We start from the raw sequence: 26,754 nt of genomic DNA, 5'->3' as shown, positions 1-26,754 counted from the left end.
GCTAAGTATGAACAAACCTACGTTATTTTTCTACTAAAATTTCTCAATTTTACAGTGATACCAGTTCATACATTTATCAGTGACGGAGGAACGTGGTTACTTTTGACTGGTATCGCTATGTATCTTTGTCATAAGAATCTTAAGAAAGAAGTGCTTGCTTTTGTGAGTGTTAGTCTTGTTTGGGTACTAATGGTGATTGTTCTAAGCAGACCTTCTTTTCACGATTTAATGTTCAAATACTTTGAATGGATGGAAATATTTTCGGCTCCTTTAATGCTTTGCTATAACGGTGAGAGAGGGAAAGGGTCAAAATATTTGTTCTACATCTTTTATCCAAGTCATATTTATCTACTTTACGCCTTGTCAGTTGTCTTCTATAGATGATATGATAAAGGTAATTTTGTACGAAAGGAAAGGTTATGGCTCAAATACTTGTTATTGATGATCAAGAAGATATTGTGAAATTGGTTGTAAAGGCTTTAGAGCTTCAAAATCATAAGGTGACGGGGCTTACAAGTGTTTTAGATTTGGATAAGAACTCGTTGCCACGCTTTGACTTGATTTTACTGGATATCATGATGCCTGATGTTGATGGTTTCCAGTTTTGTCATGAGATTCGTGATCAGGTGGATTGTCCTATACTCTTTATTACAGCCAAAACGCAAGAGGTTGATATTGTCCAAGGCTTGACTTATGGTGCTGATGATTATATTTGTAAGCCATTTGGGGTTAAAGAACTGCAAGCGCGTGTGGCTGCTCACTTGAGACGTGAACATCGTGAGCGTCACCATAAGCTTTCACTTGGGGATTTTCAGTTTGATTTGTCGGCTCAGGAGCTTTATGTTGAGAATCAGTTGTTAGATTTGACTAAATCGGAGTACGGTATTTGTCAATTTTTGGCTGAAAATAAGGGTCAAGTCTTTTCAAAAGAACAAATCTACACGCATTTGTACGGCTATGAGGATAAAGGAAGTCCAACAGCAGTGGCTGAACATATTAAAAATATCCGTGCAAAGCTCAAAGATGTTGGGCAAAATCCTATTGAAACAGTCTGGGGGATTGGTTACAAGTGGCACTAATAAAAAAACGAGAATACTCTCTAAGAACAATCTTGTTATCTTATGTCGTTAGCCTGACGATCCTCTCGGCAATCAGCGGTCTTCTTATTTTGTATTTGTTCAGTTTGTCTTATCGTTTTGGAGTTGTGATTCCAGCAAATCAAGTTGAGAGTGATTTGTCTGCTGTGAGAAGTGATATTGAAACTTCTAAGGTCTTTAATCCCGAGATTTTACCTGATGGTACGAGTTATGTCTTTTTAACTAGAGATTTTAAGCTTAAAAAGTCTAACATGCCTGTTAACTTGCAAGAAGAATCCTTACTAAATTACCAATTCAAGAATGCTCACGGTGGGATATACGGCTATTTTCAGTCTTTTGAACGGTCAGATGGTATAGTCATTGTCAACTATCAATTATCACCTAGGTATCATAATGCGTGGATGAATCAGCATTTTCCAAATGCTGATATATTGATGATTGGCTCAATGATTGTATTCATTCTCCTCATATTTATTATTTTAACTTTTTACTATGCAAATAAATTAAGCCAGCAGCTTAAACCTATATTAAAAGTTACTGAAAAAATTTCCCAACAAGACTTGGATTTTAAAACCACTCAGTCTACAATTAAGGAGTTCAATCAGGTTTTAAGTGGTTTGGATCATATGCGAGTAGCACTTCGTGAATCTTTGATGGAAAATTGGAGGGCTGAGCAAGATAAGCAAAATCAAATTTCTGCCTTAACTCATGACCTAAAGACGCCCCTTACAGTTTCCCGTGGCAATGCGGAACTTTTAGCCATGACACCCTTAAATGCAGACCAAATGGACTTATTAAAACATTTTCAAAAGGGAATTGCACAGGTTGATGCTTACGTTAAAGAATTGTCAGAACTCAACAAAATGAGTTTGAAGAAAACCCTGTCGCTTGAAGACATTTCGGTTAGGGAATTTGTTGAAGATATTTTCGATCAAACCTTGTCACTAGCTCAAATCAAACAAATCAATGTAGCATTTGACAAGAAAGAAATCGAGAAAGAAAGCATAGGCAATTGGGATAAGTCCTTGTTGAATCGAGCTATTATGAATATTGTTTCAAATGCCGTAGAGCATACACCCAGTGGCAGTCATTTGCTCCTAACCGCTAGGGTAGAAGAAGATGAATTCAAGTTTATATGCCTTGATTCTGGTCCTGGATTTTCCCTTGAATCACTTGAAAAGGCCACTCAGCTCTTTTATCAAGAGGATAAAAGCAGACAGAGCCGCAGTCATAGTGGCCTTGGTCTGACTATTGCCAATGATATTATTCGCTTACACCATGGTAGTCTTTCTCTATCAAATGACAATGGCACGGGTGGTGCTAAAGTGACTATCATTTTACCTCTTTAAATACAGATGACTCCTAGTCGCCAGATGAGGAGTTTTTTGCTATACTACTAAGAGTAAAAATGAAGAAAGATTTGTGGGAATAGGATTTTATCTTATTCCCGAAGAGGTATTAGTGTCATGTCTCAATCAAAAGCAGATTATATTAACGTGATTGGAGCTGGTTTGGCCGGATCCGAGGCGGCTTATCAGATTGCCAAACGTGGTATTCCGGTAAAACTTTATGAAATGCGTGGGGTCAAAGCAACACCACAGCATAAGACAACAAATTTTGCAGAATTGGTTTGCTCTAACTCTTTCCGTGGCGATAGCTTGACAAATGCTGTAGGACTTCTTAAAGAAGAAATGCGTCGCTTGGACTCTATCATTATGCGTAATGGAGAAGCTCACCGTGTTCCAGCTGGTGGTGCCATGGCGGTTGACCGTGAAGGTTATGCAGAAGCAGTGACAGCTGAAATTGAGAACAATCCATTAATTGAAGTTATCCGTGAAGAAATCACAGAAATTCCTGATGATGCCATTACAGTTATTGCTTCAGGACCATTGACTTCTGATGCTTTGGCTGAAAAAATTCATGAGCTTAACGGTGGAGATGGCTTCTATTTCTATGATGCCGCTGCACCAATCGTTGATAAAGCGACTATCGACATGAACAAGGTTTACCTTAAGTCACGCTATGACAAGGGTGAGGCAGCTTACCTAAACTGTCCAATGACCAAGGAAGAGTTCATGGCCTTCCACGAGGCTCTGACAACAGCTGAAGAAGCTCCTTTGAATTCTTTTGAAAAAGAAAAGTATTTCGAGGGCTGTATGCCTATTGAGGTCATGGCTAAACGTGGTATCAAGACAATGCTCTATGGTCCTATGAAACCAGTTGGTTTGGAGTATCCTGAAGATTACAAAGGGCCACGTGATGGTGACTTCAAGACACCTTATGCGGTTGTTCAGCTTCGTCAGGACAATGCGGCTGGTAGTCTCTATAACATCGTTGGTTTCCAAACCCACCTTAAATGGGGAGAGCAAAAGCGTGTCTTCCAAATGATTCCAGGTCTTGAAAATGCTGAATTTGTGCGTTATGGGGTTATGCACCGCAACTCTTACATGGATTCGCCAAACTTGCTTAAACAGACCTTCCAATCAAAATCAAACCCTAACTTGTTCTTTGCGGGACAAATGACTGGTGTTGAAGGTTATGTTGAATCAGCTGCCTCAGGTTTGGTTGCTGGAATCAATGCAGCCCGTCTCTTTAAGGGGGAGGAAGAGGTTATTTTCCCTCAAACAACAGCTATCGGGAGCCTTCCATATTATGTGACACATGCTGAAAGCAAACATTTCCAACCAATGAATGTTAACTTTGGTATTATCAAAGAGTTGGAAGGCCCACGTATTCGTGACAAGAAAGAGCGTTATGAAAAGATCGCAGAGAGAGCTCTTAAAGATTTACAAACTTTTATAGAAGCTTAATGCGAACATAAAAAGCCCTCACAAGAGTGAAGGCTTTTCGTTTTAGAGAGGAGCGAATAGAAATATCAATTAACCAAAGAATTTCTTAGCGATATCTTGACCTTGTTTGATTTGAGCCCATTGTTGAGGTGTTGCCAACTCATTACCTGAGTTACATGAGGCGAAACCACATTGGTGAGAGAGGAAGAGACGTTCTTTTGGAAGGATTTGACTCGCTTTTTCAAGCAAATCGAGGACACGTTCTTCGTCATCAAGGTCAGTAGTTTTAGAAGACAAAAGTCCTAGAACATAGCGTTCAATTCCTTTAAATCCCCAGACAAAGCCTAAATGCCACATAGAACGTCCAAAACTCACCATCAGTAAGGATGCCAGTACTGTTAGCTTTTTGGTCAGCCACAATTTGCTTAATATTTGCAGTTTCAGTCTCTTGATGACCAGGAAGGGCATCGTAGAAAGGATACTGGATGTTGTCACGGTGCTCGATTTCGTCCTTGTATTTACGGAGATCCGCAGGACGAAGGAGAGAACCAACTAATTGAAATTTAGATTTTGTCATAAGATTCACCTCAAAATAAGATTTTATGTCTATAATACTTTTTATTTCAATTGAAAATCGTTATTTTCTTTCTGAGGGTATAGTTTAAGAATATATAAGGTTTTGATCTGCAAAATGACACTTCCTATGGTAAAATGAAAAGAAAACAATGAAGGTTGGGAACATGCAAAAAACATTTTTTATTATTAAACCAGATGCTGTAAAACGACACTTGATGGGACAAGTGATTGATCGTATTGAACGTCGTGGCTTTATTATTGAACGCATGGAGATGCTGACGCTTGACGAAGAACGTCTTAAAGAACATTATGCTCAATTGGTTGATAAACCCTTTTTCCCTAGTATTTCTGAATTCATGATGAGTGGTCCATCAGTGATTGGTATTATGTCTGGTCCAGGTGTTATCAAGTCATGGCGTGGTATGATGGGAGCAACTAATCCTGGGGATGCTGCTCCTGGAACGATTCGTGGAGACTTTGCAACAGCACCAGATGGTGACATGATTCCAAATATTGTTCATGGCTCTGATTCAGAAGAATCTGCGGCTCGAGAAATTAAGATTTGGTTTGGTGAGTAAGATGGATTTAGTACAGATTCAATCTGATTTAGCTAAGGGTGGACTGTTAATTGATGTCAGAAGTCCAGAAGAGTATTCAGAAGGTCATGTTAAGGATGCCCTCTTGATTCCTCATACACAATTTTTTTCTGCTGAGATTCCAGCTGAAAAAGACGCTTCCATTTACCTCTATTGTAAAATGGGACCTCGTGCAGAATTTGCTGCCTCAGTCCTTAAAGAGCGAGGCTATACTAAGGTGACTAATCTAGGTGGTTTGGATGATATGGAAGCCCTAGGGTTTAAGTTTGAAAAATAATAGAAATAAGGTCACTAGTAGTGATCTTATTTGTTTTCAGAAAGCATGACAATTTATTGACAACGCTTTCATAAAGTGGTAAAATTTTAATTGAGTTAAGACAAAGCCTATGAAAATGACTTTGCCAGAACTTGACTAACTTAGCGTATTCCAATTGAGATAAGGCTTCTTATTAAGCCAGTGACTCTAATTGGTAGAGGAGGATTTCGTATGTCAAAAGTTGCTATTGTTACAGGTGCAGGTCAAGGTATTGGTTTTGCGATTGCAAAACGCTTGGTTGAAGATGGTTTTAAAGTCGGAATATTGGACTATAACGCTGAAACCGCTGAAAAAGCAGTTGCTGAATTGTCAGAAGACAAAGCATTTTCCGTTGTAGTAGATGTGTCTAAACAAGCTGAGGTAGCAGCAGCTTTCCAAAAAGTAGTTGATCACTTTGGCGACTTGAATGTTGTTGTTAATAATGCTGGTGTGGCACCAACAACACCGCTTGACACTATTACTGAAGAACAGTTTCAACGTACATTTAATATTAATGTTGGTGGAGTTATCTGGGGTGCACAAGCTGCCCAAGCACAATTTAAAGCACTTGGTCATGGTGGTAAAATCATCAATGCAACTTCACAAGCAGGTGTCGTAGGTAACCCTAACTTAACTGTATATGGTGGAACTAAATTCGCAGTTCGCGGTATTACTCAAACTTTGGCGCGTGACTTGGCTGATTCAGGTATCACTGTAAATGCTTATGCACCAGGTATCGTTAAGACTCCAATGATGTTTGACATTGCCCACGAAGTTGGTAAAAATGCTGGTAAAGATGATGAGTGGGGTATGCAAACTTTTGCTAAAGATATTACCCTCAAACGTTTGTCAGAACCTGAAGATGTTGCAGCAGCAGTTAGCTTCTTAGCTGGATCTGACTCAAACTACATCACAGGTCAAACCATCATCGTGGATGGTGGTATGCAGTTCCATTAAGATTAAAAGGGAGAGCGAAATGCTCTCTCTTTTTTGCTTGATAAAAAATAATGTTTCTGATAATCTAATTATAGATATTTATGGTTTTAAGGGTGGATTCCTATGTCAGACATTTTATACTATATTGCTGAGCACCCGTTTTATAGTCTTTTTCTATTGGGAATTGTTGTACTAGCCTTTGGCTTAGATTCATTTTCAAGTAGTTTAATAGAGAACAAGCGTTCAGCTATTATTAATAAGCACTATAACGATAATTTCAAGAAGTAAAAAGCCCAAACTATACCGGTTTGGACTTTTTTTACTGTTATTTTAGCTGTTTTCATCTTCCACAAGGTCATGTATATCTTTTTTAATTCACTTGTTTGAATGATTGATTCTTCCCCTAAAGCGTTATATTTTTCTTTATCTTTTTTTGAGTAAACTTTTTTAGGATGGAATTTTTTGTTAATTAGAGTAATCATTTGACGACGCAAGTTCATTTCTTCATTAATATTTTGTTTGTCTCGCATCCAAGCAACTGTTAAGACAAATAACATGATCATTCCAATATATCCCAAAATTGGATACATGAGTCCAACAAGTTCCTTGAATCCCATAAATGAAAGAATGAAACCAATTATTACCGAGGTGATCAGGTAAATACGAAACTTCTTGACATTATCACCTGAAAATCGTTTAGCGAGAGCATAAAAAAGACTAAAGGCAGTGTTAAATATTAAACCAAATATTACAATTGCATAGGTAAACGCAAACAATGGATGAACCCTGTTGGCTAAAATTAACATGGGAATATCGACACCTTTTATACTATCTACATTAGCGAATAAGACAAGTGATGCAACAGCAATAATCAATCCGACTATAGCACCTCCAATGGTACCACTTTTTTTGGCGACACCAATTCGCATAATTGAGCCTCCAAGTACAAATGCCATGGATACACCGGTCATCACACAAAGTGCAAAATAATTTATGACAGCCATCCAAATATTCGGCATTGCGGGTGTAAGTTGACGAGCAACCATATCTAGATGGTTAAGGTTGTAACTTTTACCGATAAAAGTTTGACCAGCAATAATGAGTATCATAATAATTATTATTGGTGTGAATATTCCAATGATATTAGTTATTTTCTCAAAGTCCATAAAACTGACGATAATGACTAGGGCTGTACAAATCAAGGCACCAATCCAAATAGGAAAACCAAACTGCTGATGCAAATTAGAACCTGCTCCAGCAATCATGACAAAACCAATAACAAAACAAGAAATAATAAGGGATAGGTCTAAGATTTTATTGGTAATTGGATGAGCTATTTTAGATAATACTTCAGAATGATCATTAGACCGATAATAACTTCCTAGTGTAAGGATTATTTTCCCAAAAAAAGCATTTAGTACAGCGAGAACTAAAACGCCTAATAAGCCGACTAATCCAAAGCTAACAAAATATTGCATAAGGTCCTGTCCAGAGGAGAGTCCTGCACCGACAATGATTCCTACGTAGGCAAGTGCTACTGATAAAATTTTCTTAAACATAAACATCCTTTCAACTATTTGTTTCTAAAAAAGATTATTGTATTCTATTTTAATTAGTAAGTTTAACAAAAATATTACATATTCTTTGTTTAGTGGTAAAGATGCATAGGGAATCTGTAATTGTTCAGAATTTTGTTACTAATGGAGCTACTTCTAAAGTAATAAACTCATTAAAAGAAGAAATTCCTTTGATGTTTGGTAAAAGACAACTAAGTATGAATAACCTATGTAATCTGGTAAATAGAGATAGGCAAAAGCTTGTCTTTTTTGTATAATAGAAGGTAACGATTAGTTTTTTATAATCACAAGTAAGAACTAGGAAAGATAAAAATGCCAAATATTGAAGAATTAAAACAACGACAGGAGAAGATTCGTAACTTCTCGATTATTGCTCATATTGACCATGGTAAATCAACCCTTGCTGACCGTATCTTGGAAAAGACTGAGACAGTATCAAGTCGTGAGATGCAGGCGCAACTCCTTGATAGTATGGACCTCGAGCGTGAACGTGGTATCACTATCAAACTAAATGCCATTGAGCTTAACTACACAGCTAAAGACGGCGAGACTTATATTTTCCACCTTATCGACACACCGGGACATGTGGACTTTACTTATGAGGTATCACGCTCCCTTGCTGCCTGTGAGGGTGCTATCTTGGTGGTAGATGCAGCTCAAGGGATTGAAGCACAAACACTTGCCAATGTTTACTTGGCACTTGATAATGACTTGGAAATCTTACCAGTTATCAATAAAATCGACCTTCCAGCTGCAGATCCTGAACGTGTGCGTACAGAGGTTGAAGATGTTATCGGACTAGATGCTTCGGAAGCCGTGCTTGCATCAGCTAAAGCTGGTATCGGTATCGAGGAGATTCTCGAACAAATCGTTGAGAAGGTTCCTGCACCTCAAGGTGATATCGAAGCGCCTCTCCAAGCCCTTATCTTTGACTCTGTTTATGATGCGTATCGTGGCGTCATTCTCCAAGTGCGTGTGGTTAACGGAATGGTTAAACCAGGCGATAAGATTCAAATGATGTCTAATGGCAAAACCTTTGACGTTACTGAGGTCGGTATTTTCACCCCTAAAGCTGTTGGCCGTGACTACCTTGCGACAGGTGATGTTGGTTATATAGCTGCCTCAATTAAGACTGTTGCGGATACTCGTGTCGGTGATACAGTGACACTTTCAGATAATCCAGCCGCAGAACCACTTCACGGTTATAAGCAAATGAACCCAATGGTATTTGCTGGTCTTTATCCAATTGAGTCAAATAAATATAACGACTTGCGTGAGGCACTTGAAAAACTCCAATTGAATGATGCCAGTCTCCAATTTGAGCCTGAAACGTCTCAAGCCCTTGGTTTTGGTTTCCGTTGTGGTTTCTTGGGTCTTCTTCACATGGATGTTATCCAAGAGCGCTTGGAACGTGAGTTTAACATCGATCTCATCATGACGGCACCATCGGTAGTTTACCATGTTAACACTACTGACGGTGAGATGCTTGAAGTGTCTAACCCATCTGAGTTCCCAGATCCTACACGCATTGATGCTATCGAAGAGCCTTATGTTAAAGCTCAAATCATGGTTCCTCAAGAATATGTTGGTGCGGTTATGGAGTTGGCACAACGTAAACGTGGTGATTTTGAAACCATGGAATATATCGATGATAATCGTGTTAATGTTATTTATCAGATTCCACTTGCCGAAATCGTCTTTGATTTCTTTGATAAATTGAAATCATCAACACGTGGTTATGCAAGCTTTGACTATGAATTGTCAGAATATCGTCGTTCACAATTGGTGAAAATGGATATTCTCCTTAATGGTGACAAGGTCGATGCCCTTAGCTTCATCGTTCACAAGGAATTTGCTTACGAGCGTGGAAAACTTATCGTTGATAAACTTAAGAAAATCATTCCACGTCAACAATTCGAAGTGCCTATCCAAGCGGCTATTGGTCAAAAAATTGTTGCCCGTACAGATATCAAAGCCCTTCGTAAAAATGTCTTGGCAAAATGTTATGGTGGTGACGTTTCACGTAAACGTAAACTCCTCGAAAAACAAAAAGCCGGTAAGAAACGTATGAAAGCCATCGGTTCGGTTGAAGTACCACAAGAAGCCTTCTTGTCAGTACTTTCAATGGACGAAGATGAGAAATAAGAGTAATAGTCAGAATGTGATGTTCTGGCTATTTTTGTAAAAAAGTTATAATAAAGATGATTTTAAACTTTCCCTTCTCAAAGCGTGGAAGGATTTATGCTGCGACTATACTAATGCTTTTCTTTTTAGGAAAATGGCTATACAAAGCATGTAGCAGAATTACAGACTGCCCTAAAAGCAGATAAGGTAACTTCCAATGAGATTTTTGCTAGTCGTCAACAATATGTTGTACTTAGTCATGTAGAACCCACTTACGATATTACGATAACACTATAAAATCGGACTTTAGAGAATATAAAGAAGCTAGATAAGGATTCATGGGGCTTTTAGTCTTATCAGGAAACCCATCACAAGCATTTTTCTCAGCTTTAGGCTATAATAGACAAAAAGGAATCTTAGGAGGGCCACTATGGATATCATGAGTTTTATCCCCAGTCAGCGACAGGCTATTCTGGAGCGTTTTCAGCAAGTGGAGGCCTTGAGATTAGGCGCAATTCGTATTGAGTTGAAGGTTGCTAATCCTGTTGGCATCATCTATGAGTGTTTTATTTTAGCAGGGGAGAATTATTTTTCTGATCAAGCAGTGGTATCCTTCCGCATTCTCTATGAAAAAGACCTGGAACGCATTTCTTTGGATGTCGTAGATATCCCTGGTCGCTCAAGCTTGTCTAATTATCTCCAGTTAATAGAGATTTTTGAAGGCTTGCAAAATTATCTTAATCGAGAGTTTGCTAAGGTAAAAAATACATGAACATCTGATGGTTATCAGGTGTTTTTTTTGTGATAGAAGTTCAAAATTTCACAATCTTTTTTTCACAAGATTGTCTGAAAACTGTGCTATAATGATAACAGAATTGTGAAGTGATACAAGTTTGTGAAATAATGAGCAGACTTTGACACTTTGTGACTTATACTTGAAAGGAAAATTGGCTCTATCATTTTAGGGCCAGAAGGACTGTGTTCATGTCAGAAGAAAAGCAATTGTATGGTGCGGATTTAGTGGTTGATAGTTTGATCAACCATGATGTTGATTATGTCTTTGGGATTCCAGGTGCAAAAATCGATAGGGTTTTTGATACTTTGGAAGATAAGGGACCTGAATTGATTGTTGCCCGTCATGAGCAAAATGCTGCTTTTATGGCTCAAGGTGTTGGACGTATCACAGGGAAACCCGGTGTAGTATTGGTAACATCTGGTCCAGGTGTCTCAAATTTGGCTACTGGTTTGGTAACAGCGACAGATGAAGGAGATCCTGTTCTTGCTATTGGTGGTCAGGTTAAGCGTGCAGATCTTTTGAAACGTGCCCATCAATCAATGAATAACGTTGCTATGCTTGAACCGATTACCAAGTATGCTGCTGAAGTACATGATGCTAATACCCTTTCTGAAACGGTAGCGAATGCCTATCGCCATGCTAAGTCAGGGAAACCGGGTGCAAGCTTTATTTCAATTCCTCAAGACGTGACTGATGCTCCGGTCAGTGTTAAGGCTATCAAGCCTATGACAGATCCAAAACTTGGTTCAGCATCTGTTTCTGATATTAACTATCTCGCACAAGCCATTAAAAATGCCGTATTGCCAGTCTTACTTTTAGGGAACGGTGCTTCATCAGAAGCTGTAACTTACTCTATTCGCCAGATTTTGAAACATGTTAAATTACCAGTTGTTGAAACTTTCCAAGGTGCTGGTATCGTGTCACGTGACCTTGAAGAGGATACTTTCTTTGGTCGTGTAGGTCTTTTCCGTAACCAACCGGGGGACATGTTGCTTAAGAAGTCGGACTTGATAATTGCCATTGGTTATGACCCAATTGAGTATGAAGCACGTAACTGGAATGCTGAAATTTCAGCACGTATTATCGTAATTGATGTTGAACCTGCTGAGGTGGATACTTACTTCCAGCCAGAACGTGAATTGATTGGTAATGTAGAAGCAACTTTAGATTTGCTTTTGCCTGCTATTCAGGGCTACAAATTACCTGAAGGATCAGTTGAATACCTTAAAGGATTGAAGAATAACGTTGTTGAGGATGTTAAGTTTGATCGCCGACCTGAAGAAGGAAAGGTACATCCGCTAGATTTGATTGAAGTTTTGCAAGACCAAACCAAAGATGATATGACAGTCACCGTTGACGTTGGTAGTCACTATATTTGGATGGCCCGCTATTTCAAATCTTATGAACCACGTCATTTGCTTTTCTCAAATGGGATGCAAACTTTAGGGGTTGCTCTTCCGTGGGCCATCTCTGCAGCTTTGGTTCGTCCTAAGACAAAAGTCATTTCTGTTTCTGGTGACGGTGGTTTCCTCTTCTCAGCACAAGAATTGGAAACGGCAGTTCGTTTGAAATTGCCAATTGTTCATATTATCTGGAACGATGGTCATTACAATATGGTGGAATTCCAGGAAGAAATGAAGTATGGTCGTTCATCTGGGGTTGACTTTGGTCCAGTTGATTTTGTAAAATATGCTGAGAGCTTTGGAGCAAAAGGATATCGTGCAACAAGTAAGGAAGAGTTTGCTAGCTTGCTTCAAGAAGCCTTGGTTCAAGCTGTAGATGGACCAGTCCTTATTGATGTTCCAATTGATTATAAAGATAATATTAAACTTGGCGAAACTATCTTGCCAGATGAATTTTACTAAGAAGAGGGTGTAGACATGTCTGAAGCCATAAAATTATTTCAATATAATACCTTGGGAGCCTTGATGGCTGGGCTTTATGGAGGTACTTTAACAGTTGGTGAATTGTTGGAGCATGGAGACTTGGGTCTCGGAACATTAGATTCTATCGATGGTGAGTTGATTGTTCTTGACGGTAAAGCCTATCAAGCCAAAGGGTCTGAGGGTAAGGTCGAAGTGGTAGAAGTTTCTCCTGATGAAAAAGTACCTTATGCAGCAGTCGTACCTCACCAAGCTGAAGTTATATTCCGTCAACGTTATGAAATGACTGATAAAGAGCTTGAGGATCGTATTGAATCTTATTATGATGGGGTTAACCTCTTCCGTTCTATCAAAATCAAAGGTCATTTTAAACATATGCACGTGCGTATGATTCCAAAATCAAATGCCGATATTAAGTTTGCGGATGTTGCCACACGCCAACCTGAGTACGAGGTAGATAATATTTCAGGTACTATCGTTGGTATTTGGACGCCAGAAATGTTCCATGGTGTGAGTGTTGCAGGGTATCACCTCCATTTTATTTCAGACGACTTGACGTTTGGTGGTCATGTTATGGACTTTGTTATTGAAAATGGTATTATCGAAGTTGGTCCAGTTGACCAACTCGACCAACGTTTCCCAGTTCAAGACCGTCAGTATCTTTTTGCAAAATTCAATGTTGATGAGATGCGTGAAGATATTACTAAGGCTGAATAAAATTTTTTAAGACATCAAAAATCACAGAAAGGACTTTCCTAGATAATTAGGGAAGTTTTTTTGTTTTTACAGTTACTTCTATATCGAAATAGTTGACAAATGTAACGCCGAGAGTTACAATTATGGGTGTAAAGTTCGATATAGAAGAAAAAGGAGACGAAATGGACAAGATGTTAGGGGGCTACCAAGCTCTACAGATTCGTTTGTTGAATGGGCGTATCTTTCAAAAACTCTTGAGCAAGGAACCAGATGCTCAATACAGAAGTGAACAAGGGAAAATTTTAACAGTGCTTTGGCAAAAGGAAGATGGCCGAGCAACTGCGACAGATATCGCCCTTGCGACGGGTCTAGCCAATAATACATTGACCAGTATGGTTAAGAAATTGAAAGAACAAGGCTTAGTTACGATTCAACATTGTACGCAGGATAAAAGGAAAAAATATATTTCTTTGACAGATCTCGGTTGGGCGCAAAAAGAAATTGGAGACCGTGTCAGTGAAGAGTTAGGTGAGATTTTTTACCAAGGATTTTCTGATCAAGAAATTCAAGAATTTGAAGCCTATCAAGAGCGTATTATCACAAATCTAAAAGTTAAAGAAAATGACATGTAGGGAAAGGAAGTAACAGTTATGATTGGTATTACAGGTGTAACAGGGAAATTAGGTTCTTATGTGGCTGATCTTATAGCTCAGAAAGGAATCGCTTCAGTTCATCTAGCAAGAAGTCCAGAGCGTGCAACAGTCTATGCATCAGCGGAAATCCGTAAGATGGTATATTCCAATACTCTAGAGGTGGTTGAGGCCTTAAAGGGTATCGATATCTTGTTGATGGTTTCTGCTAGAGAAAATCCAGAACGTGTTAAGGAACACAAGGACTTTTTAGATGCTGCAAAGCTAGCAGGGGTAGAGCATATCGTCTATACCTCATTTTATGGGGCAGATGAAAAGGCAATTTTCACCTTGTCTCGAGATCATGCCCAGACGGAAGCCTATATCAAGGAGTTAGGGTTCACCTATACTTTTTTGAGAGATAATTTTTACTTGGACTTCCTGATTGATATTGCGCTTGAAAATGGAGAGATTCGTGGTCCGGCAGGCAGTGGCTTTGTGTCAGCTGTTGCCCGTAAGGACACATCTAGGGTTGCAGCAGAGATTCTTTTAAATCCTAAGGAGTGGAAAAATCAAAGCTTGAATCTTACAGGGCCAGAGGATCTTTCTATGCAAGAAATCGTAGCGCTACTCTCAAAAGAGACCAGTAACGCCATCACGTATGTAGATGAATCAATAGAAGAAGCCTATGAGTCACGGAAAAAATGGCCAGCACAAACTTGGGAGTACGATGCCTGGGTCAGCACCTATACAGCGATTAAAGCTGGCGAACAGGCTGGGGTTTCAACAGATATTGAAAAAGTCCTAGGGCATCCAGCAAGTAGCCTATCAGATATTCTTAGAGACAGAAAACTTATTGAGGAAAAAAATGATTGAATACAAAAATGTAGCCTTACGCTACACTGAAAAAGATGTCCTTAGAGATGTCAATCTCCGCATTGAAAATGGAGAATTTATGGTTCTTGTGGGACCTTCAGGATCTGGAAAGACCACCATGATCAAGATGATTAACCGTCTTTTGGAGCCGACAGATGGCAATATCTATATGGATGGAAAACGCATCAAGGACTATGATGAACGGGAGTTACGTCTCAGTACAGGCTATGTCCTTCAAGCCATTGCCCTATTTCCTAACTTGACAGTTGCGGAAAATATTGCTCTCATTCCTGAAATGAAGGGCTGGACTAAAGAACAAATTGCTTCTAAAACAGAAGAACTCTTGGATAAGGTTGGCCTACCTGCTGCAGAGTATGCGAAGCGCATGCCTAGTGAATTATCTGGTGGAGAGCAACAGCGGATTGGCATTGTACGAGCTATCATTGGGGAACCAAAGATTCTATTGATGGACGAGCCTTTTTCAGCCTTGGATGCCATCTCTCGCAAGCAGTTGCAAGAATTGACCAAGGCCTTACATAAAGAATTCGGTATGACGACCATCTTCGTAACACATGATACGGATGAGGCCTTAAAATTAGGAGATCGAATTGCAGTTTTGCAGGATGGAGAAATTCGCCAGGTTGCAGAATCTGAAACAATTTTACAAGCGCCTGCGACAGACTTTGTAGCAAACTTGTTTGGAGGTAGCCTTCATGTCTAATTTGATTTCAACTTTTCAAGAACGTTTTGGGGACTGGGTCGCTGCACTGGGACAACATTTGCAACTGTCATTACTGACCTTGCTCCTTGCTATTTTTCTAGCTGTCCCATTAGCAATTTATTTAAGTACACGAAAGAGAGTTAGCAACTGGGTCCTACAGTTAGCTGGAGTCTTTCAAACCATCCCTTCCATGGCACTTCTGGGACTCTTTATCCCTATTATGGGAATTGGAACACTTCCTGCTTTAACAGCTCTAGTCATTTATGCGATATTCCCCATTTTGCAAAATACCATTACAGGATTACGTGGGATTGACCCAAGCCTCGAAGAAGCAGGAGTCGCCTTCGGGATGACCAAGTGGGAGCAACTCAAGAAGTTTGAGATCCCCTTGGCCATGCCCGTCATCATGTCTGGGATTCGGACAGCAGCAGTGATGATTATCGGGACGGCTACCCTAGCTGCCTTGATTGGGGCTGGAGGACTTGGTTCATTTATCCTTTTGGGGATTGACCGCAATAATGCCAGTCTGATTTTGATCGGTGCCCTGTCTTCTGCCTTCTTAGCCATCGCCTTTAACCTTCTTCTCAAATGGATGGAAAAGGCCAAATTGCGGACCATCTTTGCGGCTTTTGCGGTAATGGTTATCGGATTGGGAGTTTCTTATACGCCAAGTCTTCTTTCCAAACCGGAAAAAGAAAACCTGGTCATTGCTGGGAAGTTGGGTCCTGAACCGGAAATTATAGCCAATATGTATAAGATTTTGATCGAAGAAAACACGGACATGACAGTGACTGTTAAACCAAATTTTGGCAAGACCACTTTCCTCTATGAAGCTCTGAAAAAAGGGGATATTGCTATCTATCCAGAGTTTACAGGGACCGTGACTGAAAGTCTCCTCAAGCCGGCGCCGCAAGTCGACCATGATCCAGAAGCAGTCTACAAAGCAGCTCGAGATGGAATCAAAAAACAAGACAACCTGGCCTTGCTCAAACCCATGGCTTATCAGAATACCTATGCTGTCGCAGTGCCTAAGAAAATTGCCCAAGAGTATGGACTCAAGACCATTTCAGATTTGAAAAAGGTGGAAGGACAACTCAAGGCAGGATTTACGCTAGAGTTTAATGATCGAGAGGATGGGAACAAGGGCTTGCAGAAAGTTTACGGACTCCATCTACAAGTATCCACCATGGAGCCAGCCCTTCGATACCAGGCTATCCAGTCTGGTGAAATCCAGATAACAGATGCCTACTCAACGGATGCCGAGCTTGCTCGCTATGACCTTGTGGCCCTAGAGGATGACAAACAACTCTTCCCACCTTATCAAGGAGCACCTCTTATGAAAGAAGCTTTTCTTAAGAAACATCCAAAATTGGAAGGCATTCTAAACAAGTTAGCTGGTAAAATCACAGAAAAGCAAATGAGTCAGATGAACTACCAAGTGGGAGTAGAAGGTAAACCGGCTGATCAAGTAGCTCATGGCTTTTTGGTAAAAGAAGGGTTTGTAAAGAACTAATGAAAAATGTGCACAAAAAGTAACTTATTCAATTAACTTTTTTAGTTACATTTGTCTGTTTTCTATCCTATTTTCAGATATAATAAAGGTAACAAATTAAGGAGCCCATCATGCCAATTAGTCAATATACCATTCCACAATTTATTGTCGATGCTTTTACAGATACTGTTTTTAAGGGGAACCCAGCGGCTGTTTGTCTTCTGGACGAATGGTTGTCAGATACTACCTTACAGAATATTGCCAAAGAAAATAATCTCTCTGAGACAGCTTTTACGGTTAAAGATGGCGACCACTACGAATTACGTTGGTTTACTCCCGGTGGAGAAATCGATTTGTGTGGTCATGCTACTTTAGCGACTGCCTTCATTCTCTTTAAATTTATCGAAGTGGATGTAGAAAGACTAACTTTTACAACACAGAGTGGAGAACTTTTAGTCAGTAAAAAAGATGACTACTATGAGCTGAATTTTCCATCATACGCTATGCATCAAGTAGTTGTCACAAGTGAGATGGAAGAAGCAATCGGGGTCCGTCCACTTGAAGCATGGCTTGGAAGAGATCTAGTCTGTATCTTGCCACATGAAAACGATGTCATTAATGCAAGTCCAGATTTTGATAAAGTAAAAGCTTTAGATGGTCTTCTCCTGAATATCACCGCGAGAGGAAGAAACTATGATACTGTAACTCGAAGTTTCGCTCCAAAATTATCAGTCAAGGAAGATCCAGTCTGTGGCTCAGGACACTGTCATGTCATTCCTTTGTGGGCTAATAAGTTGGTACAAGCAGAATTTAGGGCCTACCAAGCCTCTGAAAGGAGTGGACTCCTCCTTTGTCGTATAGAGGGAGATAGGATTTACCTTGCAGGTAAGGCTTCCCTTTATAGCCGTGGTGAAATATATATTATGGACTAAATTTCGGTCAATGACAACAGCTTAGAAATATTAGTGATAGCAATTAAAACAAAATCCCAATCAAAGATGTCTAGCTCAGCTAGGCATTTTAAATTTTTCATATTTTTTGAAGAATTTTCAGAAAAAACTTGACAATTTTGAAAATAAGCGTATGATAGGAGTGTGAACTTTGAAATAGTAATTTTACTATATTAATCTATGTCGACTATGGTTGATTTGTGAAAAGCCTAAATAGTTCTATTAACTATTCTTTAGAGCGTTGCGTCCGAAAGTCATTCCTGACACGGCTCTTTAAAAACAAAAGGAGAAGATTATGAAAACAGAACCGATTCATCGTACCAGTATGTGGAAATTTAAGTTAAGTGCTGCCACCATGACTTTGATTCCCGCTGCCGTGGGGATTAACTATGTTGCCAAAGCCTTGGCGGAGGGGTTAAAGTTGCCCGTTTGGCTGGGGTCTTTGGGAACCTTTCTTGCCAGCATGTTGGCTGGGCCGGTTGCCGGTGCCATCAGTGGTTTCATCAACAACGTGATCTATGGGCTGACCTTATCGCCAATTTCAACCGTGTATGCGATTACCAGCATCGGAATTGGGATTGCTGTTGGAGTTTTGCACGCCAATGGGTGGTTCTCGTCAGCGCGACGAGTATTTGTTTCTGCTATTATTATTGCCTTCGTTTCAGCTGTCATTTCAACGCCACTCAACATCATCTTTTGGGGTGGTCAGACCGGTATCGCTTGGGGTGACTCATTGTTTGCGGTAATGGTCGCCAATCATGCACCAGTGTGGCTGGCCTCATTTACCGATGAGTTTGTCTTGGATATTTTGGATAAAGTCTGCGTGGCCTACCTGGCATTCTTCATCTATCGTCAGCTGCCGAAGCGGATGGTGCACTTCTTTAGCGATGATAAATGATGACTGATCAAACATTTATTTCTGGAGCGCCACGGGTCAAGCTCAAGTGGTACCAGGTGATCGATCCGATTACTAAGCTCTTGTTCATCTTGGACATGACGTTGTTGAGCTTTGCCAGTATGAATTTATTGCTTCAGGCCGGATTAATTCTTGCCGCAACACTGCTATTGTTATTTTCCAAATTGAGTTCTACCATCTTTAAGGCGCTGGGATTCAGCCTGTTTCTGATTTGCACCATGCTGATCATCCAAGGGCTATTTTACAGTCGGAATCAAACTGTGCTGTTTTCTGTGCTTGGGGTGTCGTTCTACAAAGAAGGCCTGATTTACGCCACCACTCTGGGTTGTCGAGTATTGGTGATTATTTTGACAAGTGGCTTTTTTATGGTGACCACGAGTATTTCAGAAAACGCGGCCTATTTGGAACTGTCCGGATTGTCTTATAAAACCGTCTACGTTCTGATGTCGGTGTGTTATATTTTGCCGGAAATGATGCGCAATATGCGGAAAATCCAGCAGGCACAAAAAGTTCGCGGAACCAATCCGCAAAAAACGTTGATTCAGAAATTAAAGTCAGTCCTGCCGGTTCTAATTCCATTGGTGATTAAGACCTTGGATCAATCGATGGCGCGGTCGATTTCGCTCCAACTGAGAGGTTTTGATAATCCCAACCGGACTGTCAGAACCTCCCAGCGCGTGTATCGCCTGTCGCGGACGCTGCACATTGGTCTGACTGGATTGGCAATTTTATTGATTGGGTGGAAGATATGGAAGAAGATAAACGGATTGTAATTGAAAATTTGACCACCCGTTATCCGGGTACTGAGCAACCACAACTGCGTCAGATTAACGCGGGGGTTCATACCGGCCAGGTGGTTGGGATTATCGGGAATAGCCACTCCGGCAAATCGACTTTGTGCCGTGTGCTGGCAGGGGTCATTCCCAAAATTGTGTCTGCTGAGATTGAGGGCGATTGGCACATGTTTGGCCAGCGAGTGTCCGACAATTGGCACGTTTATAATGCCATGAATGGAGTTGTACTGCAAAATCCAGCTGGCCAACTAAGTGGGTTGGCAGACACGGTTGCCGATGAAATCGCCTTTGACTTGATTAATCAGGGAATGGCTGAAGGACTGATTCAAAAACGGGTTGAAGAAGTTGCCACGCAAATGGGGCTGATTGAACAGCTGAATTTGCGTCCCGAGAGCCTTTCCGGTGGTCAGATCCAGCGGTTGGCAATTGCCACGGCGATTGCGGCTAACCCGGCTGTTTTGATTATGGATGATCCGACTAGTGAGATGGATCCCCTTGGCCGCCGACAATTTTTCCAATGGCTGGCCCAAGTCAAAGAGACGACTGTCTTCATTGTCACCAGTGAAATTGACGATTTGTGCGAAGTCGCTGACGTTGTGTGGGTGCTACACGAGGGTCAAATGGTAGCCCAGGGCAAGCCGGGTGAGGTGTTTAATCATTTGGCAGCTGACTGGCAGATTCCAGCCCCGACAATCCAGCAACTTGCTCAAAAAATGGATTGGCACTTGGCTGATGGCCGGTATCCGGTGAATTACGCTGATCTGAAGGAGGTTCGTTATGTCCACAATTGAACTGAACCACCTGACGTTCACTTATCCGGAACGGTCCTTTAGCTTGGATGTTGAAGACAAACACTTCGCCGATCCGATGGTGGCGATTGTCGGCCAAAATGGTGCCGGCAAATCAACGCTCTTCAAATTGTTGACGGGCTTGCTGACACCACAAACCGGTGTGATTAAGATCGATGGAGAAAATTTTAATGATCTTAAACCAGTCGAAAAGTTACTGAAGGTGGGGATTACTTTTCAGAATCCTGACGATCAGCTTTTCAACCCGACCGTTCAACGAGAGGTGGAGTGGAGTGTCGCGCAGGTCATGGATGACCACGACACGATTACGAGGCGGGCTTTAGCTGCTCTAAAAAGAGTTGGCTTGGATGATAAAACAGCTGAAAGTCCATATGACTTGTCATTGTCGGAACGCAAGCTGTTGAGCGTTGCCACAGTTTTGGCAGTGGATCCGGCGATTTATTTATTTGATGAGCCGATGATGTCGCTTGATTGGGAAAGCCGGCGCAAGTTGACCGCAATTTTCCATGAGTTGGCTGATTCGGGCCACCAAGTTGTGACCATCACCCATGACATGGATTGGGTCGCCGCCGAGTTTGAGTCGGTGTATGTTATGGAACACGGGAAGTTTGGCTTCGCCGGCAGTCCACGGGAATTGTTCAGCGATCACGAACTTGTCCAGCGAGTGGGATTACTACCACCGCGGATTATGGACATAGCGGAGTCGCTGGGTGATTCACAGACATATTTATCGGTTAATGATTATTGCCAGAAAAATCGAGATGTATAGAAAAAGTCACCTCTGCGGGTTTTCCAGGTTGAAGGATTAACTTCAGCTTCTGGCAAGAACTCACGGTTCCTTTCTACCATTTGTCAAGTCTATCAAGGCTTTTAGTAAAAAAAGAGATAAGACAGTATCTATTCTGAGGTTACTGTCTTATTTTTAACACTTTTTGATCTATCAAGCCCAGTTCAAAAAAGAACAGCAGGAATTTGTTGCCCGTAAATTGGACACGGTTGGATGGACCAAGTACCTATCAATTAGCGTACTTTGGTGGTTAGCCTTTGGTCTTATTTACCAGTTAATTGGAGCTAATCGTCCTTATCGTGATTCTATTACTGATGCGACAAACGGTGTCGGTCAGCTCTTGATGACAGCTGTTTATCGTGAGCAATGGATTTTCTGGGCAGCTACTAATGTTTTCTCTATCTACCTGTGGTGGGGAGAAAGCCTTCAAATTCAAGGAAAATACTTCATTTACCTCATCAACAGTTTGGTTGGTTGGTACCAGTGGAGCAAGGCAGCTAAGAAAGCTTAATGCTTATGTTTATCAAATAATAAGAGAATCCAGTAGGGTTCTCTTTTTGCGTTTTTATTTCATTTAAGTAGAAGTTATTGACATTGATTATACATATGGAATAAAGATCAAAACATTTATTTTCTAAATAATTCAATTTTTAAAATTAATCTAGACATAAAAGCCATCTATGTTAGTTTCAGATTTGTTTATAATTTTTCAATCACTTTGCACAAGGCTTGTACATCATCTTTTCTACTATACTAGGCGGTAGCAAAATGTATGACAGTATGGGTATCGTCGTATTTTTCCCAGTAGGAGAAGCTCATACAACAGGATAGCCGTATACTCAGCGATAAGAGACTTTATCGCCCTGTTTTCGTATGCACTTGATGAATAAAGAGATTCTAGCCGAACTATTGAACTATCCAGAAGACTCCCCCAAGCTATCATCTCTAAATTAGTCTATCTTGCAGATGGTCAGTCTTTGTGATAAAATAGCATAAAGTCCTTTTGAGGGGGGAACTTGCTAGGAATTCCCCAAGCATTGTAACGGATGAATTACCCTCGCTTTTTTGTGAGGGTGTTTTTTCGTTTGAAAGCAGAAAATAGTAGAGAAAGAGTGTATAGCATGTCGAGAATTGTCACCATTCATCCAGCTAAGGAAATTCATCGCTATGGTTTTGAGACTACTCAGGTCTATCGAGCACGTATAGCACGACATCTGGGCTTGGAATATGTCCACCTGGTATCGAGTCCTCAGCTTCGTCCTGATTGGAAGAAAGACTTGATTAAGTTAGGATTTTTAGAAAAGGAACTGCTTTGTGTTCCTCATCTCTTTTCAGATATGGGCCATGCAGATTTGACAGTGAGACCAGAAAACCTAACTCTAGCAGAGGGAGATCAGGTTGAGCTCAATGAGGACGGCTTTGTGACCTCTGTTACCCTAGGAGATGGTTCGGGAAGATATTACTATACTAAGGGGCCCTTCTTGTTTGAAGATTTAAAAGAAAAGGAGTTGCGTTGGTATCACGAAAATGGAGAACTGGCCCTTGAAGGACGCTTTATCGATCCTTTCAAAGAACCCTCTCCTGTAACGATTTTTTTATCCAGAGTATATCTACCGTATCGAGGGAGAAATTTGTTCTGAGGAGGACTTGCTGGTTAAGTTTCTAGCTAGATGGGCCCAGCAAACCGACCTCTTCATTCGTGACCAACAAATCGTTCCCAAACCCAGCCTCTGGCGTTACATGGAAAACACGGACAAAAATTACTATGAAGTCGTCCATGAAAATATCATGCGAGACTTACGTCTCGCCAATCTGCGCAAGGCAAACAGATATTTAGTTGCCAGTGAGAAGTTGACAGAGAGCTTGGCCAAAGAAGGTTATCAGACAAGATTCCTGCCACCTATGTTTACAGAAGATCCCGGTCAAATCAAAGAAGTGGGACCTGTGCTAGACTATTGCTTAGTTGGTCATATGGGAGAAGGAAAGAACGTTGAACTTGTCATTGAAGCCTTTATCGAACTCTACAAACGTGGTTCCAAGGCCCGCATCACCTTTTATGGTGGAACAGAGGAACGTCTGGAGGAGCTGCGCAATCGCTACGATCTGCCACCAACCATTCAGTTCAAAGGCATTGTCGACGAGGTTCCTTACCATCTCCACCAGTGCTACCTGTCTGCTAGTTTTACAGAATTGTTTGCCAACGCCTGCGTTGAAGCCCTCAATCAAGGTTTATTAGCCTTGTTATCAGATGTGGAGATTGCCCATCGTTTCTATGCCGAACAGTCAGATGCTATCCGCCTTTTCAGAAATAAGGCACAATTGATTCAAATGATAGAAGAGATGGAGCAGGCAGACTATCGCCAGTCCAATGCAGAAAATATCGCCCTAGCGGCTCACTATTCACTAGGAACGGTGGCTCAAAGCTACCGCGAACTACTAGATAGGAACTTCTAGGATGTTGGGAATTCTAATCACCCTATTGCTCTATTTCTGCTTGATTTCCTGGATCGCCTATCGGAAAAAAGGGGACGAAGAGGATTACTATCAGGTTAAGAAAGCTGTTCCAGTGACTGTTCTGGCTTTCTCAGTCTTTGCGACCTTGCTCAGCCCCATTTCCTTTCTGACTCTGGTGGGGAATGCCTATACAGGCAGGTCCTATCTCTGGTTTGCCCAGTGTGGCATCTTTCTAGCCATTCCCCTCGCCCACCGTTACTTTTTGCCCCTCTATCAAAAGGGAAACTACGAGACAGCATACCATCTTTTAGAGGACAAGTTTCAATCGGCTGGCATTCGTTCACTGGCTTCAGGACTTTTTATCCTATACCAATTGGGGCGAATAGCAGTGGTAACCTACTTGTTATCTCAGGCCTTAGAGCCCTTTATCCCTATCAATCAGTTGGTCTTGTCAGGCCTACTCCTTCTTTTGACGGTCTATTATCTGGCAAGGGGCGGCCTCTTGGTTGTTCTGTGGGCGGACTTCTTTCAGGGCTTGGTCTTGCTAGCTATACTGGCCCTTTTTCTACCAAGAATTGCTCAATCAGGTCTTGTCATGAATAGCAGTCTACAGCTATCTCACTTTGCAGAGACGCTGGATGGACGGACGGTCTTGATCTTAGTTGTAGGAGCAGGTTTCAGTAGTTTGTTTTCCTACGTTTCCTCGCAGGATATCGTTCAACGTTTTAACAGCAAAATGGGGCGTCGGAAAATTGGAAAAATCTTATGGCTTCAGGGACTCTTGTCCTTTGGGATTGCTAGTCTATTGTATTTGATTGGCTGCTTGATTCGTCAGGAAAATTTCACCACCACATCGACCAATCCTGTTCTCATTGCCTATGCTCGGGAAGGACTAGCACCTTGGTTTGGAAGTTTCATCATGCTGGCTCTCTTGGCAGCGGGCCAATCCACGGTCTCATCCAGTATGAATGCAATCGTGACCTGCTTGAAGATGGATTTTGCTTGGTCAAAGATTCGCTGGTCGCCAAGTATCCTATCCTTTGTCTTAGCAGGTCTATCCTGGCTTCTCTGCATCTTACTCATGAATGCAGAAATCTATTCCATCTATGAATGGATAAACGGCTTTATGGGTCTGACTTTAGGTGTGATTGGTGGGTTGTACCTCATGGTCTTGCTCCTCAAAAGACCGAGCTTACAGCTAGCAAAAATCTATCTGGTCTTCAGTCTAGGAGTCCTAGTCCTCTATCATTACAGTGGCCTCTTTGCCAACCCTAATCCCTGGTTAAATAGCATCATCACTACCCTATCTGCCCTTTTTATCTCAATTCTAGGAAGACTATATGAAAGCAAAATCTAAACCTATAGCCGTCATTTTAATCCGTTCGGGCTCACGCGGTTTAGTGGATAAAAATATCAAACCGCTTGCAGGTAAACCCTTGGTTCTCTATACTATCGAAGTCGCTCTAGCCTCTAAGCTATTTAGTGACATCTGGGTGTCCTCAGACTCGCTAGCCTATCTAGAACTCTGTCGTCAAGCCTATCCAGAGATTCGTTGTGTCCACAGACCAAAAGAATTGGCCTTGTCAGCAACCTCTAGTCTGGAGACCTTACGAGACTTTTTAAAGCCCTTTGAGGGAGAGCAGGTTTTTATGAATCTACAGGTGACCTCACCCTTAAGAAAAGTGGAGCACCTTATCGAGTCCTACCAGCTCTACTGTCAGTCTGGAGCCGACCATTTGATATCCTGTGTTAAGGCAGACAAGAGTCGCAGTCTTTTCATGCAGTTGGAGGAGTCAACTTTTATCCGTCCACCTCAGGTTTCCAAGCACTATGCTAGGCAGAAAGAGCCTGTCTATTACTATCCCAACGGTAGTATTTGGATTTCTCGCAAGGACCGTTACCTACGAGATGAGACCTTTTACACAGATAAGACAGTAGCCTATGAAATGCCCAAACTCTATTCTTATGATATCGACGATGCCCTAGATTTTGAAGTCGTTGAGACCTTGTTGCAACATCACCACCTAGGAGAATCAAAGAGATGAAACACCTCATCATTGCTACAACGCCCTTACAGGCCAAGATCGCCCAGCATATCAAGGGGCTTTATCCTGATCAGGACTTTGTCAGTCTTTATGTTAGCCCTGTCAAAAATGCCCGACAGGAGCATTATGCTAAGGGCTTTGACCATGTTCACTATCCTCAGACGGCAGAGGACTTGGCTCAGATCTGTCAGGAGCTAGCCGGAGACTATGACACCATCTTTTATGCTAGTTTTGACAATAGCTTGATTCTGGACGTAGTTGCGAGTTCTACCTACCAACACCTCATGAGTTTCGATGATGGTTATGCAGATATTTATCCCTTGGGAATGTATGCTTGGCCTCTCCAACCCAGTCAGGTGGGCTCTTTGGGCTTGACCAGAGATGACTTGATTGAGCGGACGGAAAAGCACTATACCCTCTATCGTAGTGACTACCATGTCGTAGCTAGAGAAAAGCTGGTTTATCTAGAGCATTTTTTTGACCTACCTCAAGCACCTGTTTCAAATGGTAAGACTGTCAAGGTCTTGCTGGGGCAAAAGTTCTCTGAAGAGGACGACCAAATCTCTATCCGCTTTATCAGCACTTATGCCAAGGCCTTAGCAATTGACCTCTATCTTCCCCATCCCAAGGAAACCTTCACTATCCCAAACGTGACTTACTTGGAGACGGAGCTGATTTTTGAAGATGTCCTTGCCCAACTCTTTCAAGAATACGAGTTCGTTCATGTTTATCATTTTACTTCATCGGTCAGCCTTCACTTAAAAGATCTGCCACATGTAACCATCACAGGCATTTCCCTCCCTTATTATGAGGACTGTCAAAAAGAATTGCGACGATTGGGTTGTCAGTTTGAAAGGGTCTCAATTGGCTGGTAGCATAAATGTATATTTTTAAATATGTAAATCCATATGTCTGT

At 41.3% G+C, this 26,754-nt stretch carries 26 protein-coding genes and 3 pseudogenes; 27 read left to right on the top strand and 2 right to left on the bottom strand.

Features of this window, described 5'->3' with window-relative positions; translation table 11 throughout:
* From HMPREF9425_RS10325 to trmFO, 4 genes and pseudogenes are all read left to right on the top strand, one after another.
* Positions 1-384 (top strand): annotated as a pseudogene (locus tag HMPREF9425_RS10325) (TraX family protein); the annotation flags it as partial.
* A 35-nt stretch (positions 385-419) separates the two neighbouring features.
* Positions 420-1,079, top strand: coding sequence for a response regulator transcription factor (locus HMPREF9425_RS05070; protein WP_003097267.1), 660 nt, complete (start codon positions 420-422; stop codon positions 1,077-1,079).
* The gene (locus HMPREF9425_RS05065) at positions 1,070-2,446 is read left to right on the top strand and encodes a sensor histidine kinase (RefSeq protein WP_037621489.1); all 1,377 of its coding nucleotides are present in this window, start codon (positions 1,070-1,072) and stop codon (positions 2,444-2,446) included. The genes HMPREF9425_RS05070 and HMPREF9425_RS05065 overlap by 10 nt, the downstream gene beginning before the upstream one ends.
* A gap of 117 nt (positions 2,447-2,563) precedes the next feature.
* Complete coding sequence (gene trmFO, locus HMPREF9425_RS05060) at positions 2,564-3,907, top strand: methylenetetrahydrofolate--tRNA-(uracil(54)-C(5))-methyltransferase (FADH(2)-oxidizing) TrmFO (RefSeq protein WP_003097264.1); 1,344 nt, start codon at positions 2,564-2,566, stop codon at positions 3,905-3,907.
* 69 nt (positions 3,908-3,976) lie between these two features.
* Here trmFO and HMPREF9425_RS09425 read toward each other — a convergent pair.
* Positions 3,977-4,463: pseudogene (locus tag HMPREF9425_RS09425) on the bottom strand (hypothetical protein).
* 163 nt (positions 4,464-4,626) lie between these two features.
* On the opposite strand from HMPREF9425_RS09425, the gene ndk reads away from it, so the two are divergent.
* The 4 genes from ndk to HMPREF9425_RS09935 all read left to right on the top strand — a co-directional run bounded on the left by ndk (position 4,627) and on the right by HMPREF9425_RS09935 (position 6,577).
* The gene (gene ndk, locus HMPREF9425_RS05045; protein ID WP_169309487.1) at positions 4,627-5,040 is read left to right on the top strand and encodes a nucleoside-diphosphate kinase; all 414 of its coding nucleotides are present in this window, start codon (positions 4,627-4,629) and stop codon (positions 5,038-5,040) included.
* 1 nt (position 5,041) lies between these two features.
* Entirely contained in the window at positions 5,042-5,335 is a 294-nt protein-coding gene (locus tag HMPREF9425_RS05040) for a rhodanese-like domain-containing protein (protein WP_003097256.1), read from the top strand.
* 210 nt (positions 5,336-5,545) lie between these two features.
* Positions 5,546-6,310: a (S)-acetoin forming diacetyl reductase gene (locus tag HMPREF9425_RS05035; RefSeq protein WP_003097254.1), complete on the top strand. Its 765-nt coding sequence runs from the start codon at positions 5,546-5,548 to the stop codon at positions 6,308-6,310.
* A gap of 102 nt (positions 6,311-6,412) precedes the next feature.
* The gene (locus HMPREF9425_RS09935; protein WP_003097252.1) at positions 6,413-6,577 is read left to right on the top strand and encodes a hypothetical protein; all 165 of its coding nucleotides are present in this window, start codon (positions 6,413-6,415) and stop codon (positions 6,575-6,577) included.
* On the opposite strand, the gene HMPREF9425_RS05030 is transcribed toward HMPREF9425_RS09935, so the two are convergent.
* The gene (locus tag HMPREF9425_RS05030; protein ID WP_155809863.1) at positions 6,553-7,848 is read right to left on the bottom strand and encodes a YkvI family membrane protein; all 1,296 of its coding nucleotides are present in this window, start codon (positions 7,846-7,848) and stop codon (positions 6,553-6,555) included. The genes HMPREF9425_RS09935 and HMPREF9425_RS05030 overlap by 25 nt on opposite strands.
* Positions 7,849-8,178: 330 nt before the next feature.
* Between HMPREF9425_RS05030 and lepA the strand changes: the two genes are divergently transcribed.
* From lepA to HMPREF9425_RS04935, 19 genes and pseudogenes are all read left to right on the top strand, one after another.
* The gene (gene lepA / locus HMPREF9425_RS05025; RefSeq protein WP_003097247.1) at positions 8,179-10,011 is read left to right on the top strand and encodes a translation elongation factor 4; all 1,833 of its coding nucleotides are present in this window, start codon (positions 8,179-8,181) and stop codon (positions 10,009-10,011) included.
* Positions 10,012-10,420: 409 nt separating this feature from the next.
* On the top strand, positions 10,421-10,762 hold the full coding sequence (locus HMPREF9425_RS05020; protein ID WP_003097244.1) for a hypothetical protein: 342 nt from the start codon (positions 10,421-10,423) through the stop codon (positions 10,760-10,762).
* 212 nt (positions 10,763-10,974) lie between these two features.
* On the top strand, positions 10,975-12,651 hold the full coding sequence (alsS, locus tag HMPREF9425_RS05015) for an acetolactate synthase AlsS (protein WP_003097242.1): 1,677 nt from the start codon (positions 10,975-10,977) through the stop codon (positions 12,649-12,651).
* A gap of 15 nt (positions 12,652-12,666) precedes the next feature.
* Positions 12,667-13,386: an acetolactate decarboxylase gene (gene budA / locus HMPREF9425_RS05010; protein WP_002883899.1), complete on the top strand. Its 720-nt coding sequence runs from the start codon at positions 12,667-12,669 to the stop codon at positions 13,384-13,386.
* Positions 13,387-13,547: 161 nt separating this feature from the next.
* Positions 13,548-13,997, top strand: coding sequence for a MarR family winged helix-turn-helix transcriptional regulator (locus HMPREF9425_RS05005; RefSeq protein WP_037621485.1), 450 nt, complete (start codon positions 13,548-13,550; stop codon positions 13,995-13,997).
* A gap of 18 nt (positions 13,998-14,015) precedes the next feature.
* A complete protein-coding gene (locus HMPREF9425_RS05000) occupies positions 14,016-14,870 on the top strand; it encodes an SDR family oxidoreductase (RefSeq protein WP_003097237.1) in 855 nt (284 codons plus the stop codon).
* Positions 14,863-15,591 (top strand): ATP-binding cassette domain-containing protein, encoded by a 729-nt coding sequence (locus HMPREF9425_RS04995; RefSeq protein WP_003097236.1) that lies wholly within the window; start codon positions 14,863-14,865, stop codon positions 15,589-15,591. The genes HMPREF9425_RS05000 and HMPREF9425_RS04995 overlap by 8 nt, the downstream gene beginning before the upstream one ends.
* A complete protein-coding gene (locus tag HMPREF9425_RS04990) occupies positions 15,584-17,104 on the top strand; it encodes an ABC transporter permease/substrate-binding protein (RefSeq protein ID WP_003097234.1) in 1,521 nt (506 codons plus the stop codon). The genes HMPREF9425_RS04995 and HMPREF9425_RS04990 overlap by 8 nt, the downstream gene beginning before the upstream one ends.
* A 110-nt stretch (positions 17,105-17,214) precedes the next feature.
* Positions 17,215-18,015, top strand: a complete 801-nt coding sequence (locus tag HMPREF9425_RS04985; protein ID WP_003097233.1) for a PhzF family phenazine biosynthesis protein — start codon at positions 17,215-17,217, stop codon at positions 18,013-18,015.
* 313 nt (positions 18,016-18,328) lie between these two features.
* Positions 18,329-18,931, top strand: coding sequence for a membrane protein (locus HMPREF9425_RS04980; RefSeq protein ID WP_003097232.1), 603 nt, complete (start codon positions 18,329-18,331; stop codon positions 18,929-18,931).
* Positions 18,931-19,722, top strand: a complete 792-nt coding sequence (locus tag HMPREF9425_RS04975; protein ID WP_211205178.1) for an energy-coupling factor transporter transmembrane component T — start codon at positions 18,931-18,933, stop codon at positions 19,720-19,722. The genes HMPREF9425_RS04980 and HMPREF9425_RS04975 overlap by 1 nt, the downstream gene beginning before the upstream one ends.
* Positions 19,698-20,534 carry an ABC transporter ATP-binding protein gene (locus tag HMPREF9425_RS04970; RefSeq protein WP_003097230.1) on the top strand — a complete coding sequence of 279 codons (837 nt, stop codon included), beginning with the start codon at positions 19,698-19,700 and terminating at the stop codon, positions 20,532-20,534. The genes HMPREF9425_RS04975 and HMPREF9425_RS04970 overlap by 25 nt, the downstream gene beginning before the upstream one ends.
* The gene (locus HMPREF9425_RS04965) at positions 20,521-21,321 is read left to right on the top strand and encodes an energy-coupling factor ABC transporter ATP-binding protein (RefSeq protein WP_003092894.1); all 801 of its coding nucleotides are present in this window, start codon (positions 20,521-20,523) and stop codon (positions 21,319-21,321) included. Before HMPREF9425_RS04970 ends, HMPREF9425_RS04965 begins: the two co-directional genes overlap by 14 nt.
* Positions 21,322-21,487: 166 nt before the next feature.
* Positions 21,488-21,850, top strand: a pseudogene (pnuC, locus tag HMPREF9425_RS04960) (nicotinamide riboside transporter PnuC); the annotation flags it as partial.
* Positions 21,851-22,460: 610 nt separating this feature from the next.
* Positions 22,461-22,979, top strand: coding sequence for a hypothetical protein (locus HMPREF9425_RS10320; protein ID WP_037621482.1), 519 nt, complete (start codon positions 22,461-22,463; stop codon positions 22,977-22,979).
* A gap of 7 nt (positions 22,980-22,986) precedes the next feature.
* Complete coding sequence (locus HMPREF9425_RS10315) at positions 22,987-23,793, top strand: glycosyltransferase (protein ID WP_003097223.1); 807 nt, start codon at positions 22,987-22,989, stop codon at positions 23,791-23,793.
* Position 23,794: 1 nt separating this feature from the next.
* Positions 23,795-25,150, top strand: a complete 1,356-nt coding sequence (locus HMPREF9425_RS04945) for a sodium:solute symporter family transporter (protein ID WP_003097222.1) — start codon at positions 23,795-23,797, stop codon at positions 25,148-25,150.
* Positions 25,134-25,838, top strand: a complete 705-nt coding sequence (locus HMPREF9425_RS04940; protein ID WP_003097221.1) for an acylneuraminate cytidylyltransferase family protein — start codon at positions 25,134-25,136, stop codon at positions 25,836-25,838. The genes HMPREF9425_RS04945 and HMPREF9425_RS04940 overlap by 17 nt, the downstream gene beginning before the upstream one ends.
* Complete coding sequence (locus HMPREF9425_RS04935) at positions 25,835-26,713, top strand: glycosyltransferase family 52 (RefSeq protein WP_003097220.1); 879 nt, start codon at positions 25,835-25,837, stop codon at positions 26,711-26,713. Before HMPREF9425_RS04940 ends, HMPREF9425_RS04935 begins: the two co-directional genes overlap by 4 nt.
* The last annotated feature ends 41 nt before the right edge of the window (positions 26,714-26,754 follow it).

It is taken from the genome of Streptococcus vestibularis ATCC 49124, assembly GCF_000188295.1.
GTDB classification, from domain to species: Bacteria; Bacillota; Bacilli; order Lactobacillales; family Streptococcaceae; genus Streptococcus; species Streptococcus vestibularis.
Note: the sequence above shows the minus strand (reverse complement) of the source record. Positions and strands in the feature narration are given on the sequence as shown.

Bases quoted from the DNA above. Each gene is read 5' to 3' on its own strand.
- HMPREF9425_RS05070 (WP_003097267.1), top strand. From the start codon at position 420: ATGGCTCAAATACTTGTTATTGATGATCAAGAAGATATTGTGAAATTG.
- trmFO (WP_003097264.1), top strand. From the start codon at position 2,564: ATGTCTCAATCAAAAGCAGATTATATTAACGTGATTGGAGCTGGTTTG.
- ndk (WP_169309487.1), top strand. From the start codon at position 4,627: ATGCAAAAAACATTTTTTATTATTAAACCAGATGCTGTAAAACGACAC.
- HMPREF9425_RS05040 (WP_003097256.1), top strand. From the start codon at position 5,042: ATGGATTTAGTACAGATTCAATCTGATTTAGCTAAGGGTGGACTGTTA.
- HMPREF9425_RS05035 (WP_003097254.1), top strand. From the start codon at position 5,546: ATGTCAAAAGTTGCTATTGTTACAGGTGCAGGTCAAGGTATTGGTTTT.
- HMPREF9425_RS09935 (WP_003097252.1), top strand. From the start codon at position 6,413: ATGTCAGACATTTTATACTATATTGCTGAGCACCCGTTTTATAGTCTT.
- HMPREF9425_RS05030 (WP_155809863.1), bottom strand. From the start codon at position 7,848: ATGTTTAAGAAAATTTTATCAGTAGCACTTGCCTACGTAGGAATCATT.
- lepA (WP_003097247.1), top strand. From the start codon at position 8,179: ATGCCAAATATTGAAGAATTAAAACAACGACAGGAGAAGATTCGTAAC.
- HMPREF9425_RS05020 (WP_003097244.1), top strand. From the start codon at position 10,421: ATGGATATCATGAGTTTTATCCCCAGTCAGCGACAGGCTATTCTGGAG.
- alsS (WP_003097242.1), top strand. From the start codon at position 10,975: ATGTCAGAAGAAAAGCAATTGTATGGTGCGGATTTAGTGGTTGATAGT.
- budA (WP_002883899.1), top strand. From the start codon at position 12,667: ATGTCTGAAGCCATAAAATTATTTCAATATAATACCTTGGGAGCCTTG.
- HMPREF9425_RS05005 (WP_037621485.1), top strand. From the start codon at position 13,548: ATGGACAAGATGTTAGGGGGCTACCAAGCTCTACAGATTCGTTTGTTG.
- HMPREF9425_RS05000 (WP_003097237.1), top strand. From the start codon at position 14,016: ATGATTGGTATTACAGGTGTAACAGGGAAATTAGGTTCTTATGTGGCT.
- HMPREF9425_RS04995 (WP_003097236.1), top strand. From the start codon at position 14,863: ATGATTGAATACAAAAATGTAGCCTTACGCTACACTGAAAAAGATGTC.
- HMPREF9425_RS04990 (WP_003097234.1), top strand. From the start codon at position 15,584: ATGTCTAATTTGATTTCAACTTTTCAAGAACGTTTTGGGGACTGGGTC.
- HMPREF9425_RS04985 (WP_003097233.1), top strand. From the start codon at position 17,215: ATGCCAATTAGTCAATATACCATTCCACAATTTATTGTCGATGCTTTT.
- HMPREF9425_RS04980 (WP_003097232.1), top strand. From the start codon at position 18,329: ATGAAAACAGAACCGATTCATCGTACCAGTATGTGGAAATTTAAGTTA.
- HMPREF9425_RS04975 (WP_211205178.1), top strand. From the start codon at position 18,931: ATGACTGATCAAACATTTATTTCTGGAGCGCCACGGGTCAAGCTCAAG.
- HMPREF9425_RS04970 (WP_003097230.1), top strand. From the start codon at position 19,698: ATGGAAGAAGATAAACGGATTGTAATTGAAAATTTGACCACCCGTTAT.
- HMPREF9425_RS04965 (WP_003092894.1), top strand. From the start codon at position 20,521: ATGTCCACAATTGAACTGAACCACCTGACGTTCACTTATCCGGAACGG.
- HMPREF9425_RS10320 (WP_037621482.1), top strand. From the start codon at position 22,461: ATGTCGAGAATTGTCACCATTCATCCAGCTAAGGAAATTCATCGCTAT.
- HMPREF9425_RS04945 (WP_003097222.1), top strand. From the start codon at position 23,795: ATGTTGGGAATTCTAATCACCCTATTGCTCTATTTCTGCTTGATTTCC.
- HMPREF9425_RS04940 (WP_003097221.1), top strand. From the start codon at position 25,134: ATGAAAGCAAAATCTAAACCTATAGCCGTCATTTTAATCCGTTCGGGC.
- HMPREF9425_RS04935 (WP_003097220.1), top strand. From the start codon at position 25,835: ATGAAACACCTCATCATTGCTACAACGCCCTTACAGGCCAAGATCGCC.